Source organism: Micromonospora sp. WMMD734 (genome assembly GCF_049178975.1).
Lineage (GTDB): Bacteria > Actinomycetota > Actinomycetes > Mycobacteriales > Micromonosporaceae > Micromonospora > Micromonospora wenchangensis.
This window is the reverse complement of record NZ_JBMHMK010000001.1, coordinates 3323131-3341608: the sequence shown is the minus strand read 5'-3', so window position 1 is coordinate 3341608 and position 18478 is coordinate 3323131. Positions and strand designations below refer to the sequence as shown.

General features: G+C 73.3%; 21 protein-coding genes. 10 read left to right on the top strand and 11 right to left on the bottom strand.

The annotated features are described in order from the left end of the window. Positions 1 to 9 precede the first annotated feature (9 nt). Positions 10 to 996, bottom strand: a complete 987-nt coding sequence (locus ACN267_RS14235) for a pirin family protein (RefSeq protein ID WP_421488884.1) — start codon at positions 994 to 996, stop codon at positions 10 to 12. 10 nt (positions 997 to 1006) lie between these two features. Continuing rightward, a complete protein-coding gene (locus ACN267_RS14230) occupies positions 1007 to 1489 on the bottom strand; it encodes a MarR family winged helix-turn-helix transcriptional regulator (RefSeq protein WP_204961276.1) in 483 nt (160 codons plus the stop codon). 136 nt (positions 1490 to 1625) lie between these two features. Here ACN267_RS14230 and ACN267_RS14225 point away from each other — a divergent pair, with 136 nt between their 5' ends. Continuing rightward, on the top strand, positions 1626 to 2153 hold the full coding sequence (locus ACN267_RS14225) for a GNAT family N-acetyltransferase (protein WP_421488883.1): 528 nt from the start codon (positions 1626 to 1628) through the stop codon (positions 2151 to 2153). A gap of 444 nt (positions 2154 to 2597) precedes the next feature. After that, positions 2598 to 3194: a DUF1684 domain-containing protein gene (locus ACN267_RS14220; protein WP_204961278.1), complete on the top strand. Its 597-nt coding sequence runs from the start codon at positions 2598 to 2600 to the stop codon at positions 3192 to 3194. A gap of 64 nt (positions 3195 to 3258) precedes the next feature. Here ACN267_RS14220 and ACN267_RS14215 read toward each other — a convergent pair whose 3' ends face one another. Together ACN267_RS14215 and ACN267_RS14210 are read right to left on the bottom strand one after the other, a co-directional pair. Continuing rightward, entirely contained in the window at positions 3259 to 3513 is a 255-nt protein-coding gene (locus tag ACN267_RS14215) for a flavin reductase (RefSeq protein ID WP_281899054.1), read from the bottom strand. Continuing rightward, positions 3510 to 3791 (bottom strand): hypothetical protein, encoded by a 282-nt coding sequence (locus ACN267_RS14210; protein ID WP_281899052.1) that lies wholly within the window; start codon positions 3789 to 3791, stop codon positions 3510 to 3512. The genes ACN267_RS14215 and ACN267_RS14210 overlap by 4 nt, the downstream gene beginning before the upstream one ends. Positions 3792 to 4241: 450 nt before the next feature. Between ACN267_RS14210 and ACN267_RS14205 the strand changes: the two genes are divergently transcribed. Together ACN267_RS14205 and ACN267_RS14200 are read left to right on the top strand one after the other, a co-directional pair. Beyond that, the gene (locus ACN267_RS14205; RefSeq protein WP_204961279.1) at positions 4242 to 5009 is read left to right on the top strand and encodes a DUF5753 domain-containing protein; all 768 of its coding nucleotides are present in this window, start codon (positions 4242 to 4244) and stop codon (positions 5007 to 5009) included. Then, a complete protein-coding gene (locus ACN267_RS14200) occupies positions 5000 to 5191 on the top strand; it encodes a DUF397 domain-containing protein (RefSeq protein WP_204961280.1) in 192 nt (63 codons plus the stop codon). The genes ACN267_RS14205 and ACN267_RS14200 overlap by 10 nt, the downstream gene beginning before the upstream one ends. Before the next feature lie 212 nt (positions 5192 to 5403). Here the strand turns inward: ACN267_RS14200 and ACN267_RS14195 are convergent, their stop codons facing one another. After that, on the bottom strand, positions 5404 to 5991 hold the full coding sequence (locus ACN267_RS14195; RefSeq protein ID WP_088644078.1) for a general stress protein: 588 nt from the start codon (positions 5989 to 5991) through the stop codon (positions 5404 to 5406). Positions 5992 to 6175: 184 nt separating this feature from the next. On the opposite strand from ACN267_RS14195, the gene ACN267_RS14190 reads away from it, so the two are divergent. Genes ACN267_RS14190 through ACN267_RS14180 form a run of 3 tightly spaced genes read left to right on the top strand, consistent with a single transcriptional unit; the run spans position 6176 to position 9387 of the window. Continuing rightward, a complete protein-coding gene (locus tag ACN267_RS14190; RefSeq protein WP_421488882.1) occupies positions 6176 to 8023 on the top strand; it encodes a glycoside hydrolase family 15 protein in 1848 nt (615 codons plus the stop codon). Between the two features lie 41 nt (positions 8024 to 8064). Continuing rightward, a complete protein-coding gene (locus tag ACN267_RS14185; RefSeq protein ID WP_204961282.1) occupies positions 8065 to 8844 on the top strand; it encodes an SDR family oxidoreductase in 780 nt (259 codons plus the stop codon). 42 nt (positions 8845 to 8886) lie between these two features. After that, positions 8887 to 9387, top strand: coding sequence for a metallophosphoesterase family protein (locus ACN267_RS14180; protein WP_421488881.1), 501 nt, complete (start codon positions 8887 to 8889; stop codon positions 9385 to 9387). Between the two features lie 2 nt (positions 9388 to 9389). On the opposite strand, the gene ACN267_RS14175 is transcribed toward ACN267_RS14180, so the two are convergent. Further along, the gene (locus ACN267_RS14175; RefSeq protein ID WP_088644100.1) at positions 9390 to 9602 is read right to left on the bottom strand and encodes a DUF3072 domain-containing protein; all 213 of its coding nucleotides are present in this window, start codon (positions 9600 to 9602) and stop codon (positions 9390 to 9392) included. Positions 9603 to 9696: 94 nt separating this feature from the next. Here ACN267_RS14175 and ACN267_RS14170 point away from each other — a divergent pair, with 94 nt between their 5' ends. Further along, entirely contained in the window at positions 9697 to 10635 is a 939-nt protein-coding gene (locus ACN267_RS14170; RefSeq protein ID WP_421490422.1) for an NAD(P)/FAD-dependent oxidoreductase, read from the top strand. Positions 10636 to 10664: 29 nt separating this feature from the next. Here the strand turns inward: ACN267_RS14170 and ACN267_RS14165 are convergent, their stop codons facing one another. From ACN267_RS14165 to ACN267_RS14155, 3 genes are all read right to left on the bottom strand, one after another. Further along, on the bottom strand, positions 10665 to 11960 hold the full coding sequence (locus tag ACN267_RS14165) for a cation:proton antiporter (protein WP_421488880.1): 1296 nt from the start codon (positions 11958 to 11960) through the stop codon (positions 10665 to 10667). A 171-nt stretch (positions 11961 to 12131) separates the two neighbouring features. After that, positions 12132 to 12512: a hypothetical protein gene (locus tag ACN267_RS14160; RefSeq protein WP_204961285.1), complete on the bottom strand. Its 381-nt coding sequence runs from the start codon at positions 12510 to 12512 to the stop codon at positions 12132 to 12134. 166 nt (positions 12513 to 12678) lie between these two features. Next, a complete protein-coding gene (locus tag ACN267_RS14155) occupies positions 12679 to 14799 on the bottom strand; it encodes an ATP-binding SpoIIE family protein phosphatase (protein ID WP_421488879.1) in 2121 nt (706 codons plus the stop codon). A gap of 187 nt (positions 14800 to 14986) precedes the next feature. Here ACN267_RS14155 and ACN267_RS14150 point away from each other — a divergent pair, with 187 nt between their 5' ends. After that, complete coding sequence (locus ACN267_RS14150; RefSeq protein ID WP_204961287.1) at positions 14987 to 15859, top strand: mechanosensitive ion channel family protein; 873 nt, start codon at positions 14987 to 14989, stop codon at positions 15857 to 15859. A gap of 62 nt (positions 15860 to 15921) precedes the next feature. Here ACN267_RS14150 and ACN267_RS14145 read toward each other — a convergent pair whose 3' ends face one another. Next, positions 15922 to 16287, bottom strand: coding sequence for a DUF6401 family natural product biosynthesis protein (locus ACN267_RS14145; protein ID WP_204961288.1), 366 nt, complete (start codon positions 16285 to 16287; stop codon positions 15922 to 15924). Between the two features lie 206 nt (positions 16288 to 16493). Then, complete coding sequence (locus ACN267_RS14140; protein ID WP_421488878.1) at positions 16494 to 17423, bottom strand: hypothetical protein; 930 nt, start codon at positions 17421 to 17423, stop codon at positions 16494 to 16496. 206 nt (positions 17424 to 17629) lie between these two features. Between ACN267_RS14140 and ACN267_RS14135 the strand changes: the two genes are divergently transcribed. Further along, positions 17630 to 18463: a hypothetical protein gene (locus ACN267_RS14135; protein ID WP_421488877.1), complete on the top strand. Its 834-nt coding sequence runs from the start codon at positions 17630 to 17632 to the stop codon at positions 18461 to 18463. Positions 18464 to 18478: the final 15 nt, after the last annotated feature.

The following is an 18478-nucleotide window of genomic DNA, read 5'->3' as shown; positions in this document are numbered from 1 at the left end:
AGGTCGGTCTCAGGGGCGGTCGCCCTGGCCGCCGGTGTGCGGCAGCCGCTGGGCGGGAACCACGCCCAGCTTGCCCGCCTGGAAGTCCTCGAAGGCCTGCATCAGCTCGGCGCGGGTGTTCATCACGAACGGCCCGTAGTGCGCCACCGGCTCCCGGATGGGCTTTCCGCCCATGATGTAGAGGTCCAGGGCCGGGGTGTTGCCGTCCTGTTTGCCGGCGGCGGTCACCCGCAGCGCGTCGCCCGCACCGTGCACGGCCAGCTGGCCGCCCTGGAACGGCCGCCGGTCGGTGCCGATCGTGCCGCGACCGGAGAGCGCGTAGACCAGCGCGTTGAAGTCGGCCCGCCAGGGCAGGTCCAGCTCCGCGCCGGGCTCCAGCGTGACGTGCGCGATGGTGATCGGGGTGTGGGTCGCCCCCGGCCCCCGGTGCCCGGCGATCTCACCGGCGATGATCCGGATCAGCGCGCCGCCGTCCGGCGTGGTCAGCAGCGCCGACTCCCGGCCACGGATGTCCTGGTAGCGCGGCGGCATCATCTTGGCCACCCGGGGCAGGTTGACCCAGAGCTGGAGGCCGTGGAAGAGACCGCCGCTGGCCACCAGGTGCTCCGGCGGGGCCTCGATGTGCAGCAGGCCGCTGCCGGCGGTCATCCACTGGGTGTCGCCGTCGGTGATGGTGCCGCCGCCGCCCTGCGAGTCCTGGTGGTCCATGATCCCGTCGATCATGTAGGTGACGGTCTCGAAGCCCCGGTGCGGGTGCCACGGGGTGCCCTTCGGCTCGCCCGGCGCGTAGTCCACCTCGCCCATCTGGTCGAGGTGGATGAACGGGTCGAGATCCTGCATCGGCACCCCGGCGAAGGCGCGGCGGACCGGGAAACCCTCACCCTCGTAGCCGCTGGGGGCGGTGGTCAGCCGGCGGACCGGCCGGTAGCTGGTGGTCTCGTCGAGCCGGGGCAGGCGGGGCAGGACGAGGACGTCGTCGACGGTGATCGCGGGCATCACGGGCTCCTCAGGTGTCGCGGTGGGTGGACGACGCGTCCCGGTCGGCGCGCAGCCGCCGGCCGAGCCGGTCGAAGACCCGGGTCAGGGTGGCGACCTCGGCGTCGTCGAGGTCGTCCATCAGGTGCCGCCGGACCGAGGCGAGGTGCCCCGGCGCGGCCTCACGCAGGGCGAGCAGCCCGGCGGCGGTGAGCACCGCCTCGCTGCCCCGACGGTCCCCGGGGCAGGACTGCCGGGCGACCAGACCCCGCCGCTGCATGGTGGAGATCTGGTAGGTGAGCCGGCTGGGGGAGAAGACCAACCGGGCGGCCAGCTCGCCCATCCGTAGCCGTTGGCCGGGTGCCTCGGAGAGCAGGACCAGCACGTGGTAGTCGGCGAAGCTCAGCCCACCGTCGGCGCGCAGATCGTCCTCCAGCTGGGTGAACAGCCGCTGGCTGGCCTCGATGTAGGCACGCCAGCAAGCCATCCGCTCGCTGTCCAGGCTCTCCGTCATGGCTCGAACAGTAGCACTCTTTCAAATTTAAACAAGCTCACTGATGCCCGTGTGAGCAGCGAGACAGTCCTCCTTGACGGGAGGAAGTTCAGGATTTGAAAGGACCCGGTGGGTGGCGAGCTGACAGACTGCTCCGGTGGAACCCGTACAGATCACCGCACCCGGCCTGGTGCTGCGCCCCTGGCGGGCGGCGGACGCGCCGGCCGTGCTGGCCGCCCTGGTCGACCCCGACATCGTCAGGTGGAACGGGCAGGGGGTGACCGACCTGGCGACCGCCGCCGCGTGGATCACCAGGCGGGCCGACCGCAGCGACGACAGCCACGTCTCCGTCGCGGTCACCGACGCCACCGACGGGACGCTGCTCGGCGCGGTCTCCGTCCACCAGATCCGGCACGGCAACGCCGCCGTCGGCTACTGGACCACCGGGCCGGCGCGCGGACGCGGGGTCGCCTCCGGCGCGCTGCGGGCGCTCACCGACTGGGCCTTCACCCACCTCGACCTGCACCGGATCGAGCTGTGCCACGCGGTCGACAACCCCGCCTCCTGCCGGGTCGCCACCCGCGCCGGCTACCGCTGGGAGGGCACACTGCGCGAGTCGCACCGCTACGGCGACGGCCATCGCCACGACGAACACCTGCACGCCCGCCTCGCCACCGACACCTGACCCGCTCCGCTCCCGCTCACCCGTCGCCCCCGCTGACCCGTCGCCCCCGCCCCGCCCCGGCCCTGCCCTGTCCCGGGTGATCAAGAGCTTTGCGTCACCGTTGAGCCGAATGCTGACCCAAACCTCTTGATCACCGCCGCTCGGCGCGTTGTCCTGGAGCGTCCCGTGATCAAGAGGTTTGCGTCACGTTGAGCCGAATACTGACCCAAACTTCTTGATCACCGCCGCTCGGCGCGTTGTCCTGGTGGAGCGTCCCGTGATCAAGAGGTTTGCGTCACGTTGAGCCCGATTTCCGCCCCAAACTTCTTGATCACCGCCCCGTGGGCGCGGTGTCCCGCCGCTGTCCCCGGTGATCAAGAAGTTTGCGTCATCGTTCAGCCCGATACTGACGCGAACCTCTTGATCACCGGGGGCGGCGGTTCGGGGGCTGGTTAGGGTCGACGGGTGGACGACCTCGATGTGCTCGACTGGCGGGAACGCACCGCTGCGCTCTACCTGTCCGACACCGATCTGGCCGGCTTCCGGGCCGCCCGGGACGAGTTGTTCCGCAGTCACCCGGCCAGCCCGCTGCCGGCCGCCGACCGGGCCGGTTTCCCCGGGCTCGGCTGGTTCCCGCCGGACCCGGGGGCGGTGGTCGAGGCCCCGCTACGCCCCGCCTCCGGCACCGAGACCATCGACACCGGCGGCCCGGACGGCGTGGTGAGCTACCGGCGGGTGGCGGTCGCGGAGACGCCGTGGGGGCCGCTGACCCTGTGGTGGATCGAGGCGTACGGCGGGGGACTGTTCGTGCCGGTCCGCGACGGCACCAGCGGCCGGGAGACGTACGGCGGTGGCCGGTACCTCACCGACACGGTCAAGGGGACCTTCGGGCGGGGACTCACCGTGCTCCCCGGTCACCGGGTACGCCTGGACGCCAACTACCTCTACAACCCCAGTTGCGCGTACGACGACACCTGGGCCTGCCCGCTGGCACCCCCGGAGAACCGGCTCGCCACCCCGATCCGGGCCGGTGAACTGGTCTATCCCCGCCGCGACCGCTGACCCTGCCACGTCCCCGCCCTACCCGCCCCGCCCCACCCGCCCCGCCGCTCGGCGAGAGGTGAGGTCAGCGGCCGGCCTGGCATGCCCAGGTCAGGAATCGGTCGGTCGCGTCCACGGTTCTGCCGCCGTCGAGCTGCGTGAGCTGGTCTTCGGCTTCCTCCCTGAGCGTCGACAGCAGGGTCAGCAGGCCCGGCCGGTCGTCGGCGTACGCCGCGAGGAGCGCGAGTTTCGCTTCCCCGCAGGGCCACGGGTGGGCGTCGATCCGGCAGAGCCAGGTGGGTGGCAGCGGCGTGTGCCGGCCGGGAAGCAGCTCGGTCACGCCACCACGGCCCTTCCCGGGATCGGCCTGCGCGGAGCCGGTCGACGGGGGCCGGGCTCCGGGCGCGTCGCTCCGGCCGGCATCAGGAACAGGGTCCGCCGCCGGACCGCGTCGCCGGCTGCGTCCAGCTCGTAGGCGTCGATCCACAACCAACCGTCGTACGTGTGCCGGTCGGTGAGCACCCGGATGACCCGTACCGTGATCGGACGGATGAACTGCACGCTCGCGGCGCGCGTCAGGTGGAGCACGTCACCGGGGCGGATCGGGTGCGGGGTCACCGGGCTGGCTCCCGTTCCAGCCGAGGGGCCCGGCGGTGGCAGTGAGCCCGGCGGTGGCAGGGGACGGCGTTCGCCAGCCGGCCGGGGCCCCGCCACGGTGGGACGAACGGCCCGATCGGGCCGGGCACCGACGGGCGTGCCGGTGGCGGGTCGTCGTCAGGCTTGCGGCGCGGCTCGGGCGGCGGTGGGCGGTCGGGCTCCGGCGTGTCCGGCACGGTGCTCCCCCTTCGTAGCGGTGGATGGAACGGGGGCCGCCTCCTGCCCCTCCACAGGAGACGGCCCCCGCAGCAGACGCGGCCGGCGGATCTCCCCTCCGGCCGGCGGATCTCCCCTCCGACCGGCGGCGCCGCTCTGGACTCCACCTTGCCGAGGGTTGTGGAGCAAACACACCGCGTAGCAATATGCAGGCAGACGTTCGGAACGTTCGGCCGCAACATGGGAGGGAGCGGGATGAATCTGGCAGTCAAAGAGGCCATGGCGCAGACCGGGGAGACCGCCGAGAGCCTGGCAGCTCAGGTCGGGGTCGACCCGAAAACCGCAGCCAGGTGGGCACGCCACGGGAGCATCCCGCAGACCCGGCATCGCGCCAAGGTCGCGGCGGTCCTGGGCCGCGACGTCCTGGACCTCTGGCCGGACGCGCTGAAGCGCCACGAGCCGGTCTGGTTTCGCCGCTGGGCGGACATCGAGCGCGAGGCGGTGGTGCTGCGGGGGTTCGAACTGGCGTGGGTGCCGGGGCTCCTGCAAACGGAGGCGTACGCGCGGGCGACGCTGGCGCTGGCGACCCCCACCCCCGAGGAGGTGGACGAGCTGGTGACGGCGCGGATGCAGCGGCAGGCGATCCTCCACCGGCCAGAGCCTCCGCTCGTCGTCGCGGTGATCGATGAAGCGGCCCTCCGGCGGCGCGCAGGACGCGACGGCAAGCTGATGCGCGAGCAGTGTGAGCACATCGCGGCCTGCGCCGAACTGCCGTGCATGCAGGTGCACGTCGTGCCGCTCGACACGCCGATCTATCTGGGCATGGGCGGTCCGTTCGTGCTGGCCGAGCTGCCGGACGGTGCGCGGCTGGCGCATCAGGACGGTCCGGCCAGGGCGCACATCACCGACGACGCGGCAGAAATCGCTAGCCTTGAACGTAGCTGGGCTCGCATAGTCGGCGAGGCCCTACCCCGGACGCAATCTCTCGATCTCATCAGGAGAGTGGCAGCGACATGGACATGACCGGCGCGCGGTGGCGTAAGAGCACGAGGAGCGGCAGCAACGGCGGGAATTGCGTCGAGGTCGCCGACAACCTGCCCGGCGTCGTCCTGGTGCGGGACACGAAGGACCGTGCGGGTGGGACGCTGGCGTTCGCGCCGGGTGCGTGGCGGGGGTTCGTGGACTTCGCGAGGGCGTCCCGCTAGCCAGAAATCCCAGTGCCCCCGTCGGCCGGGGCATTCCTCGCTGCCCGGGTGACGGGTGCTCCCGGCGTGTCATGGCCGGGCCGCCCGCCCCGGTGAGGGGCCGACGACGCGACCGCCGCCCCGGCGCGACCGCCGCCCCGGCGCGACCGCCGCCCCGACGCGACCGCCGCCCCGACGCTGGGCGCGTCGGGACGGCGGCGGGGTCGGACGGGTCAGCGGGCGGTGGCCCCGGTCGGGGTCAGGTGCATCCGGCCGAGCATCTGCCGCGCCTGGTCGGCCAGGGCGGCGTCGACGGTCACCGCGTACTGGCCGGCGCGTAGCGAACTGGCCGAGGTGAAGTCGCGCTGGCCGCCGGACATGGCGTGCGCCACCGCGCCGAACACGGCACCCCAGATCGCGCCGATCACCAGGCCGACCAGGATCACCGCGAGCCAGTTGCCGACCGTGAAGATGCCGAACAACAGGCCGATGAACAACCCGAACCACGCGCCGGTGCCGGCACCCAGCAGGGCGGCGCGTCCCGTGGTGAGCCGGCCGAGCACCGTCTCCACCAGGGTGAGGTTGGTCCCGACGATCGCGGTGTGCTCCACCGGGAACCGGTTGTCCGCCAGGTAGTCCACCACGCGCTGCGCGGACGGGTAGTCCGGGTACGCGCCGATCGTCACCGTGGGCGGGCCGCCCTGCGGGCCGTGTCCGTCCCCCGGCGGGGTCGCCGGCCGGCCGGCCGGACCGGACGGGAGGTTGTCGCCGCCCGGCATCCCGGGTCGCCAGGTGGCGGTCGGGTTCGCTGCTCTGGTCATGGCCTCCTCCTTCGTCAACGACAGGCGTTCCCGTGGGCCCGTCGAGGTAACGCCGGCAGGTCCGGTAATCCGGGCCCGACCTGGATGACGCCGGGAGGCTGGGGCCGCCGGAGCGAGGGTCACGGGCGGACAGAAGACGGTGTGGTCGAGGAATGCGCGCCGAGGAGCCCGGGTAACCCGGCCCGTGGACAGCGGACGGATCAGCGAGCACGGGTTCCTCGCCGACGGGCGCAGCGCCGCGCTGGTGGACCGGTACGGCTCGGTCAACTGGTGGTGCCCGGCCCGGTTCGACAGCCCGTCGGTCTTCGGCCGGCTCCTCGACGACCGGGCCGGGCACTGGTCGATCACCCCGGAGGGCGACGACGTCCGGGTGTCCCGCTCCTATCTGGACGATTCGCTGGTGCTGCGTACCGTCTTCCACACCGGCACCGGCTCGGTGGCGGTCACCGACGCGCTGGCCCTGGAACCGGAGGCGCGCGGGCATGACATCGGCCTGCGCTCGCCCCGGGTCCTCGCCCGGCTGGTCGAGGGGCTCTCCGGCGAGGTGCCGGTACGCGTCGAGTTCGCTCCCCGGTTCGAGTACGGCCGGGTCACCGCGTACCTGACCCACGCCGCCGGGGTGATCGACGCGCGGGCCGGCGCGTGCCGGCTCAGCCTGCGCTCCGACGTACCGTTGGCCTGCCGGCACGGCGACGCCGTCGGCCGGGCGACCGTCCGGGCCGGGGACACCCTGCGGCTCACCCTCGGGTACGCCCCGACCTACGACGGCGGCGAACCGGCGCTGCCCGCCGCCGACCGGGTGGTGGCCGACGCGGTGACCGGCTGGCGCTCCTGGGCCGACCTGCACGACTACCAGGGTCTCTACCGCGACCAGGTACGACTCAGCGCGATGGTGGTGCAGGGCATGACCTACCAGCCCAGTGGCGCGATCGTCGCGGCGGCCACCACCTCGCTGCCCGAACAGGTGGGTGGTGACCGCAACTACGACTACCGCTACGTCTGGGTCCGCGACTTCAGCCTCACCCTCCAGGCGCTGTGGCGCTCGGCCTGCCCGGACGAGGCCGACCGGCAGTTCTCCTGGGTGGCGCGGGCGATGGGCCGCATCGACGACGGCCGGGTGCCGATCATGTACGGCGTCGAGGGCGAGCGGGACCTCACCGAACACGCCCTCGACCACCTGCGCGGCTACGCCGACAGCCGACCGGTGCTGGTCGGCAACGACGCCTGGACCCAGCGGCAGAACGACGTGCTCGGCGAGATCCTCGACGCCGCCTGGCTGATGCGGCACTACCTGGACCCGATGTCGCCGGACGTGCGGCACCTGCTGCGGGCGCTGGCCGACCAGGCGGTCCACAGCTGGCGTCTGCCGGACTCCGGCATGTGGGAGGCCCGCGACGCCGAACGGCACTACGTGTCGTCGAAGGTGCAGTGCTGGACGGCGTTGGACCGGGCGGTGCGGTTCGGCCCCCGGCTCGGCGACCCGGCCGACATCCGGCGGTGGGCGGGGGCCCGCGACGAGGTCCGCGCGGCGGTGCTGCGGCGGGGGTGGAACGACCGGCTGGGCGCGTACACCGGGGCCTTCGACTCCGACCGGTTGGACGCCTCGGTGCTGCTCATGCCGCTCGTCGGGTTCCTGCCCGCCGCCGAGGCGAGGATGCGCTCCACCATCGACGTGGTGGAGCGGCGGCTGTCCCGCGACGGGCTGCTGCGCCGCTGGGACGGTGACCCGGCCGGTTTCGTGATCTGCTCGTTCTGGCTGGCCAGCTGCCTGGCCCTGGCCGGCGAGCAGGAGCGGGCCACCCGGCTGTTCGAGCAGCTCGCCGGCCGGGTCAACGACCTCGGCCTCTACGCCGAGCAGATCGACCAGGCCACCGGCGAACAGGTGGGCAACTTCCCGCAGGCGTTCTCGCACATCGGCCTGATCAACGCGGCCGGCCTGCTCACCGACATCGCCGAACGACGGCGCGACCTCGCCACCGACCGGCCGCATTTCGTGACGACCGGCACCGACGTCGTGGCGACGTCGACCTGAGCCGTGCCGACCGGCACGGGACCGACGGAGGGAACACGCTGATGAGTGGACGACTGACCGGCCGCACCGCCCTGATCACCGGCTCGGACTCGGGTATCGGGCAGGCCACCGCGATCGAGTTCGGCCGGGAGGGTGCGGACGTGGTGGTGCACTACCTGCACGATCACGCCGGCGCGGACCACACCCGGGCCGAGATCGAGAAGGCCGGCCGACGGGCGGTGGTGGTGCAGGGCGACATCAGCGTCGAGCATCAGGTCGAGGCGATGTTCGACGAGGCGCTGGCGGCGTTCGGCACGGTGGACGTGCTGATGAACGACGCCGGGGTGGACGCCTCCGGCATCGGCGTGGCCGACCTGGACACCGCGACCTGGGACCGGTGCATCCGCACCAACCTGTACGGGATGTTCTTCTGCTGCCGGCGGTTCGTCCGGCACCGCCGCGACCAGGGCGGCGGCGGGAAGATCATCAACATCACCTCGATCCACCAGGAGGTCGCCCGGGCCGGCGGGGCGGACTACGACTCCAGCAAGGGCGGCATGCTCGAACTGGCCAAGAGCCTCGCCCTGGAGGTCGCCCCGATGCGGATGAACGTCAACAACATCGGACCCGGGATGGTGCTCACCCCGTTCAACCAGGAGGCCATCGACGACCCGAAGTACCTGGAAGAGCAGGTGCAGAGCATCCCGTGGAAGCGGGCCGCCGAACCGGCCGAGATCGCCAAACTGGCCGTCTTCCTGGCCAGCGACGACGCCGACTACGTGACCGGGTCGACGTACTTCATGGACGGCGGCCTGATGCAGAATCAGGGCCAGGGCGCCTGAGCCGGCCGGCCGCGCCCGGCCCCCGCCCGGAAGGCCCGCCTGATGCGGCTGCTCATGATCGCCGACACCCACCTGCCCCGACGCGCCCGGGACCTACCGGACGAGGTGTGGGCGGCGGTGGACGCCGCCGACGTGGTGCTGCACGCCGGTGACTGGGTCGAGGTGGGGCTGCTCGACCGGCTGGCCGACCGGGCCCGTCGGCTGGTCGGCGTGTACGGCAACAACGACGGCCCCGACCTGCGGGCCCGGCTGCCCGAGGTGGCCGAGGTGGAACTGGCCGGCCTGCGGGTGGCGGTGGTGCACGAGACCGGGCCGAAGACCGGCCGGGAACAGCGCTGCGCGGCCCGGTTCCCCGACCACGACCTGCTCGTCTTCGGCCACTCGCACATCCCGTGGGACAGCGTCGCACCGGGCGGTCTGCGGCTGCTCAACCCGGGCTCACCCACCGACCGGCGGGCCCAGCCGTACGCCACGTACCTGACCGCCGAGGTGGCGGCGGGACAGCTCGACCGGGTCGTGCTGCACCGCCTGCCACCCCGCTGAGGTCACCGGCCCCGGCCGGTCTCCTCCTGCAACTCGTCGATCCGCCGGGACGCCTCCGCCTTGGTCAGGTCGTCCGGCACCTCCTCGCCCGCCTCCCGGGCGAGGGTGTGCAGGTACGACTCCTGGGCGGCGGTCGGTGGCTCGTCCCCGGTCACCCACTCGTCCGGATCCTTGATCGCCCCACGCGGGTCGGGCAGCTGGTCGTTGTCGGTCATCACGTTCACCTCTCCTCGAACAGCCGTGCCAATACCCCGCCGGCCGCCAGGTCATGCCGGTCGCGGTGCCTACGATCATCCGGTGGACACGGATGTGATCGTGGTGGGTGCCGGCATCGCCGGGGTGGCGTGCGCCGGGGAACTGACGCGGGCAGGTGTGCCGGTACAGGTCCGGGAACGTGGTCGGGTGGCCGGGGGCCGGATGGCCAGCCGACGCTTCGACGGCCGCCCCGCCGACCTGGGGGCGGCGTACCTCACCGCCGACGACCCGGACTTCGTCGAGGTCGTCCGGCGGTGGCAGGCCGCCGGGCTGGTACGGGAGTGGACCGACACCTTCGTCGCGTACGGCCCGGACGGCCGGCGGGAGGTGCCCGGACCGGTCCGCTGGGCCGCCCCGCGCGGCCTGCGTTCCCTGGTCGAGGAGCTGGCCCGGGAGTTGCCGGTGACCGTCGACCGGCTCGTGTCGGGCGTCGCGCCGGGCCCGCTGGTGGACGGGGAGCCCGCCGCCGCCGTGGCGCTGTGCACCCCGGGTCCGCAGGCCGCCCTGCTGCTCGACCCGGCGCTGAGCGGGGCCACCCGGGCCGCCGTACGGCAGCGGTGGTCGCCGGTGCTCGCGGCGGTGCTGCGTTTCCCCGGCCGTCGGTGGGCCGACTTCCGGGGCGCGTTCGTCAACGACCACCCGGTGCTCGCCCTGGTCTGCGACGACGGCGACCGGCGCGGCGACGCCGCCCCGGTGCTGGTCGCCCACACCACGCCGGAGTTCGCCGCCGGGCACCTGGCCCAGCCCGGGGGTGCCGGCCCGGCGATCGAGGAGGCCGTCCGCGACCTGCTCGGCCTGCCGGACCCGGCCGAGCTGACCCACGTGCACCGGTGGACGTACGCCCGGCCGGTCGAGCCGGACCATGACGGGACGTTCTTCCTCGACGACGACCTGGTCGGGTTGGCCGGGGACGCCTTCGGCAAGCCGCGCGTGCAGAGCGCCTGGCGCTCCGGCCGGGACCTGGGCCGGGAACTGGCCCGCCGGCTCACCTGACCGTGCGGCCGGCCCGGTCCGGTGCCCGGTCAGCTCCGGGCGGCGTCCAGGGCCGGTTCGTCGCGCCGACCCCGCTCCGACGGGTCGGCGGTGCGTTCACCGGCCCGGTCCAGCAACTGCATCACCGGGGTCGCGGCGATCCCGTGCACCACCACCGAGACGACCACCACCAGGCCGACCGTCGCCCAGATCAGGTCCGCCTGGGCGAAGTCCGCCTTGGTGGTGGCGTACGCCAGGTAGTAGAACGAGCCGACGCCGCGGATGCCGAACGACGCGATCACCCAGTGCTCCGCGGGGCGACCCGGTGCGCCGCGCAGCGACAGCCAACCGAACAGCGGCCGGATGACGAACACCAGCGCCAGCCCGACCGTCGCCGCCTGCCAGGTGAGCGGGGCGAGCAGACCGGTGATCACCGCGCCACCGAACAGGAGCAGCAGCAGGACGGTCAGCAGCCGTTCGGTCTGCTCGGCGAAGTCGTGCAGCACGGCGTGGAACTCGTGGGTCCGTTCGGCGGCCCGGATCGCCCGCGCGGCGACGAACACGGCCAGGAAGCCGTACCCGCCGACCACCTCCACCAGCCCGTACGCCAGGAAGGTGGCGGCCAGCGCGAGGAAGCCCTCGGCGTGCCGGGCCAGCCGCAGCTCGCTCGGGGCGCGGAAGAACAGCTTGCCGAGCAGCCAGCCGATCAGCAGGCCCCCGCCGACGCCGACGGCCAGCTTGTAGAGCACGTCGATGGTGAACCACTCGGCGAACCAGCCCGACGGGGCAAGCCCGGCGGTGGCGATCGCGATGGCCGCGTAGACGAACGGGAAGGCCAGGCCGTCGTTGAGGCCGGCCTCGGAGGTCAGCGCGAAGCGCACCTCGTCCTCGGAGTCCTCGGCGTCAGTGGGTTCGCCCACCTGGACGTCCGAGGCGAGCACCGGATCGGTGGGGGCGAGGGCCGCGCCCAGCAGCAACGCGGCGGCCGGCACCAGTCCCGCCCACCACCAGCCGAGCAGCGCCACCGCCGCGATGCACAGCGGCATCGCGATCGCCAGCAACCGCCAGGTGGACGACCATTTCCGCCAGCTCAACGGTCTGTCGATCTTGAGGCCGGCACCCATCAACGCCACGATCACGCCGATCTCGGTCAGGTGGGTGGCGACCTGCGGGTACCGCAACGGGTCCGGCGCGGGCAGCCCGATCGGCAGGGCGAAGACCAGCATCCCGAGGCCGAGGAACGCTATCGGCATCGACAGCGGACGACGCTCCAGCAGGCGGGGGAGCACCCCGGCCAACAGGGCACCCGCGCCCACCAGCGCGAACTCGACATCGACCAGTTCCACCCCGACCGCCTCTCACCCCCGGCCACCGGTGTGGGCGGGGGTGGGACTGTGCCCCGTGACCGGCCGGGCTAAGCCTGGGTGTCCGGCTTGTCCCGGCACGGGCGGTCGATCAGTGGCCGCCGATGGCCGACCCCGACGGCCACTCCCGCGTGTCGAAGCGGTCAGCGTTCATCACACCGGACAGAAGTCGGGGCCGTCGGGTGTGGTGACCAGTTGCCAACCGAATGCCTCCAGGGTGATGTCGGTCCGGGTGCCGAAGGTCCGGAACACCTCGGCGACCGTGCCGTCCGGAAGACGGTCGGCGACGTCGGTGAACATCGCCTCCGGCGGCACGTGGAGCTGCCGGGCCACGTACCAGGGCAGGGCCAGTCCCACCATGAGGTCCCGGGCGTCGTCGTCCTCCAGACAGCCGGCGAGCCCGGTGGCGAGCAGGGAACGGCGTAGCAGGTCGGGATCATGCTGCCGGAGTGCCCGCGTGGCGGAACGGACGCCGTACCGGCCCAGCGCCAGCGCAACGGCCGGATCAAGGGAATCGACGAACTGTTGATCCATACGACCTGGTACGCGCTCGAGGATCGCTGCCGCCAGGTGGTCCTGCCTTCCTGAGATCCGGTGCAGGTTGGGCTTCATGGGGTCAGGATCGCAGACGGGTTCGAGCCGACGGCGAGGGCTTGGTCCGCAGCCGGGGACCGACCGGACCGCTGGTGGGCAATCCCGGTCAGCCGGTGGGCAGGAGGATCTCGAACCAGACCGTCGAGCCCCGTACCGTCGGGTCGGTGCCCCAGGCGTCGGAGAGCTGTTCGATCAGCCCGAGGCCCCGGCCCCGGCTGCTCAGCGTGTCGGTCTGGGCGCGGGTCACCGTGCCCCGGGTGCCGGAGTCGGCCACCGACACCAGCAGTCGTTCCGGGCTGAGGTCGATCTCCACCCGGGCGGCGGTGCCGGCGTGCAGCAACGCGTTGGTGGTCAGCTCGCTGGTGCACAGCACCGCCGCACCGATCACCGCCTCGGGCACCTGCCACTCGGCCAGCTGCGCGGTCATCCAGTGGCGTACCCGGCTGGGCGCGGTCGGCTCGGCGGGCATCTCCATCCCCGCCGACCGGCTCGGCTTGAGCGCGTGCTCGACCGCGAGCACCGCCACGTCGTCCTCGGTGGCGCCGGAGACCGCGCCGGTGGCGACCGCACACAGCGCCCGGGGGTCACCGCTGGCGGCCCCGGCCACCGCCGCCGCCAACCCGGCCAGGCCGGCGGTGAGGCTCTGTCGCCGGCGCTCGACCACCCCGTCGCTGTAGAGCAGCAGGGTGTCGCCGGGGGCGAAGGGCACGGTCGCGGTGTGCGGCCGACAGCCCAACCCCAGGGGCGCGCCGGTCGGCAGCTCGACGAAGGCGGCAGTGGCGACGCCGTCCGGCCCGGACCGCCGGATCAGCGGCGGGGGATGCCCGGCGCTGGCCAGGGTGATCTCGCCCCGGTCGGCGTCGACCACCCCGAAGGCCACCGTCACGAACAGCTCGTGGGTGCCGGTCTCGGTGCCCAGGCTCGCCACCAGCCGGTCCAGCCCGGCCAGGACGGCGTCCGGCCGGGGATCGGTCAACGCCAGCGCCCGCAGCGCCGCGCGTACCTGCCCCATCCGGGCCGCCGCCTGCACGTCGTGCCCGGCGACGTCGCCCAGCACCACGCCCAGGTCACCGGAGGGCAGCAGGAACGCGTCGTAGAAGTCGCCCCCGGCGGCGTTGCCGTCGACACCGGGGTCGTAGCGGGCGGCGATGCGCAGCCGGGGCAGCGTCGGCAACTGCTCCGGGAGCATGCTGCGTTGCAGCAGCTGGGCGGTACCGTGCTGGGTCTCGAACCGGCGGGCACGCTCCGCCGCCTGGCCGACCAGTTCGGCCGAGGCGGCCAGCAGCGCCCGTTCCGCCGCCGTCCAGCCGTGCGGGGTCTGGTAGCCCACGGCGAGGCCGCCGCGGATCACCGACGAGCGTAGCGGCAGCGCGGCCAGCGAGCGGATCTTCTGGTCGTGCCGGTCGACGGCGGTGTCCCGCAGCGGTTGGCCGTCGCCGGCGAAGAAGGGCACCCCGCTGCGCGCGCCGACCACCACCGGCGCGGTGGTGTCCGGTGGGACCGGTCGCCACAGCGGGGGCAGCCGCTCGTCGGCCTCGTCGAGCAGTTCGCCCCGGATCCGGCGGACCAGCCGCCAGGCGGGGCCGTCGTCGACGGCGAAGGAGACCTGGTCGGCGTCGAAGGAGTGCAGCGCGTAGCGCAGCGTCACCCGGGCCACGTCGTCGAGGGTGAGGGTGCCCGACAGCGCCGCGGCGAAGTCGGACAGGCTCTGCAACTGCTGGGTGAGCTGGCTGGTCTGGGCGGCGACGGTGAGCACGCCGACGATCCGCCCGGTGCTGTCGCGGACCGGGGAGTGGCCCCGGGTGAAGACGGTGTGCTCACCGGTGCCCTGCTGGTGCACGGGGAGCACCGACTCCTTCTGGAGGAAGGACTCGCCGTGCCGGTAGGCCCGCTCGATCACCTCGCCGACGCCCGGGGTGTGCCACAGGTCGGCGTAGACCTCCGGGGCGGGCCGGCCCATCGCGTCCGGGTGCCGGTCGCCGATCACCTCCGCGTACGCCTGGTTGTAGAGCAGCACGAAGTCGTCGCCGTAGTGCAGCGCCATCGGTACGGGGCAGGACAGGATCACGTCGACCAGGACGCGGATGGTCACGTCCCAACCCTGTTGCGGACCCAGCGGGGTGTCGGCCCACGGGTGGGCGGGCACGGCTGCCGCCTCCGGTGTGACCCCGGCCGGCCCCGGTGCGGGGGTTGGTGACGTCGGGACCCGCCCGACCGTGCCTGGCATGCCCGCAGCCTATCCGGAGCCGGCCCGGGTGACCCGATCATGCCCGTCGCCTCCACTGACGCCGACCTTCGTGTAGTTCCGGCGGGTTTTCTACAGACATGTCGGGAAAATCGGTGCGGATTCTCCGGCGTGCTGCTGCGGCGGACGGGTAACCGGGCGGCGCAGTCCATTGGACAGGAGGGACATCATGCCGGAAACCCTTGCGGTCAGGCAGGTCGACATCGGTAGCGCCTTGACCGACATGTGGCGGTCGGTGCTGCTGTTCGTGCCGAGAGCCATCGCGTTCATCGTCATCCTCGTGGTGGGCTGGCTCATCGCCCGCGCGGTACTCAAGATCGTGGACGCGGCGCTGGAACGGGTGGGCTTCGACCGGGCGGTCGAACGGGGCGGGATCAGACGCGCGTTGGAACGCACCAAGTACGACGCCAGTGACATCCTGGCCCGACTGGCGTACTACGCGGTGCTGCTGTTCACCCTGCAGTTCGCGTTCGGGGTGTGGGGGCCCAACGCGATCAGCGACCTCATCCGGGGGGTGGTGGCCTGGCTGCCGCGGGCGTTCATCGCGATCGTCATCGTGGTCGTGGCCGCTGCCATCGCCAACGCCGTGCGGGACCTGGTCTCCGGTGCGCTCGGCGGCCTGTCGTACGGCAAGGTGCTGGCCGACCTGACGGCCATCTTCATCCTGGCGCTCGGCGTGATCGCCGCGCTGAACCAGGTCGGCATCGCCACCACGGTCACCACGCCGGTCCTGATCGCGGTGCTCGCCACCGTGGCCGGCATCCTGATCGTCGGCGTCGGCGGCGGTCTGGTGAAGCCGATGCAGTCCCGCTGGGACGGCTGGCTGGACCGGGCGGCCGAGGAGTCGCGGGCGGTCCAGGAGCACCGGCGGGCCCGCGCCGCCGGGCAGGGCGACATGGGTCGGCAGATGGCCGACCGGGGCGGCGAGCGGACGCAGGCCATGCCGCGCGTCGACGAGGCCCGCACGATGGCCGGCGGTCGGGGAACCTACCAGTCCGGCACCGGCGACGAGACCCAGCAGTTCGGCCGTCCGGGCAGCTGAGTCGGCAGTACCACCGGGAAGGGTGTCCGCGCGAGGCGGGCACCCTTCCCGCGTGGACCGGGTCAGGCCGGGTCGAGGTGCCGGGGGTCGAGGGTGCGGGCCAGGGCGCAGACCGCGAGCAGGCGGACCAGCACCCAGTCCGGGGCGGTGAAGTCCGCCGCGCCCTCGGGGAGCAGGCCGTGCTCCCGGGCGGTGTCGCGGACGCCCTCGGCGTAGCCGGCCAGCGCGGCCGGGGTCAGCGGCCGGCGGTCACCGTCGAGGCTGTCCCGGATCGCCGCGGCGTGCTGGTCGACCAGCGCGAGCAGGCCGGGCCGGGCCGCGGCGGCAGCGAGGCCGGGGGCACCGACCGAGGCGCTGAGCAGGGCCAGGTGGGAGCGCGCCGCCCGTACGGCGGTCCGGGTCGCGACCTGGGGGTACGGCACTCGCATGAGGATCGAGGTTAACCACCCGGTAACCCCGGCGGAGTCGGCCACCCGGCCGGTACGGGTTCCCCCGGCGGCCGACCGGCCCTCGGCCACCGGGACCGATCCGCGCCCCGGCGGGCAGACGGCGCACCGGCCACCGTCGGCGTCCGGGCGGACAGCAACGGGACGCGGTGCCGGAATCCCCCGGTGCGCCGGAATCCCCCGGGGCGTCAGGGGGTCAGTGACCCGAGCAGGACGGTGCCGCCGCACGGCAGCTGCCCGACGTTGCCGACGGTCAGCACGTACTGCCGCTGGCGGGAGCCGTCCGGGTTGGCCCGTTGCACGTACCGGCTGCGGGTCACCTCCAACTGGCAGGCGGTGCCCCCGGCGGCTCCCGTCGGGGCCAGGCCGGGCAGGTAGACCGCGTTCAGCGGGTTGGCGTTGTTCCAGGTCCAGGTGGCCGAGGCCCCGACGGCGAGCGTCCCGGTCGGCCACGACGCCGACGGGCCGGTCTGGGCGAGCTGGAACTGGCCGGAGCAGGTGATCGTGCCGATGTTGCGGAGCACGAAGTAGAACTTGCGTACCCCGTCCGGTTCCTGCCGGTACCAGCTGCGGGTGATCTCCAGCTGGCAGGCGGCCGTCGCGGTCGCCCCGGTCGGCGTCACCCCCAGCAGGTACGACACGGTGGGCGCGATCTGCTCCACCCAGCCGTAGTTGCCGCTGGCCCCGGGCGCGAGCGCCCCTGTCGACCAGTCGTGGGTCGGCGTCAGCCAGGACAGCAGGACGGTGGCCGTGCAGGTGAGCGTGCCGCTGTTGGCGACCGTGAAGTGGAACCGCCGCTCGCCGCCCGGCTCCCGGGAGTACCAGGTCCGGGTCACCTCGAACTGGCAGGGGGTCAGGTCACCGGCCCCGGTGGGGGACAGCCCCACCTGGTACGCCGCGTTCAGCGGGTTGGCGTTGTTCCACACCCAGCCCTGGGTGACGCCGGGTGCGACCGGGCCGGTGGACCACGACGCCTGCGCGGCGGCGCTGCGTACGGCGGCGAGGTCGCGGGCGTCCCGCTCGCCCACCGGCGGCGCGGCCGACGCCGGCGTCGGGGCGAGCGCCACCACCGCCAGCAGGCTCAACAGCCACATCCACACCGTCGGTCGTCTGGTCACGGTCGGCGCTCCTCGGGGTCGGGGGTGCCGGAGTACGGCGACCGGGGCGCGGCGGGTGCCGGGCCGGTGCCGGTGTGCGGCGGGGTGTCGACAAGGTCGCACACCGGCGGTCGCCGTGGCGGGGCCGATATCCGACAGCGCGGGACGACGCCCCGGGCGGTCCGGCGTCGCTACAGTCCAGTTCCCACCCGGAAGGAATCCCACCGATGGCCCTGTCCCGTTCCGCCCGCCGGTGGTTCGGCGCGCGCCTCGCCGGCACCCTCGCCCTGGCCCTGACCGTGCCGCTCGCCCACCCCGGAGCGGCCCTGGCCGGCACCGCGCTCGGCGACGGCGACGTGCAGATCGCCCGGACCGCGCAGGACTACACCTACCGCACCTACCAGCGGCACTGGTCGGTGGTCGCCGTCCAACCCGCCGCCACCGCCGACTGGGACCTGACCCTGCGCGACGCCGTCGGCAGCACGCTCGCCACCAGCGTCTACGGGCTCGGTCGTACCGACTTCGTGGTGGTCGACTCCACGGCCGGACACCTGCCGTTCGGCGCTTACACGGCCGTGGTCAGCGCGTACACCCCCGGCGTGTACTGGGTGCAGCAGCGCACGGACACCGCCACGATCACCCTGCCGCCGGTGACGCACTCCGGCACCACCGGCCCGGCCGATCCCGACCTGACCTTCTCCAGCCTGGTCGACCACGACGTGGTCACCGTCGCCGACCTCTGGCTGACGGCCGGGGAGTCGTTCTGGGCGCACACCACCACGGCCGCATCCTCACTGCTGCTGGCCGGGAGCGACCCGGCCGACCCGACGAGCTTCGTCCAGGGCCGGGCCACCGTGGCGGCCCGGCAGCACACCGAGGTCATCGACGGCTGCACCAGGTACACCGCGCAGCGCACCGGTTGGCACGCCCTGATCCAGATCGGCGACCGCGCGCCGAGCACACACGTCCCGACCCAGGGCACCGGGTACGCCCTGCACCGGGTCGACCCGGCGCACCCGCTGAGCTGCCCGCAGCGGGAGTTCCCCGGCCCGACCCCCTGACGGGCCGCCGGGCGG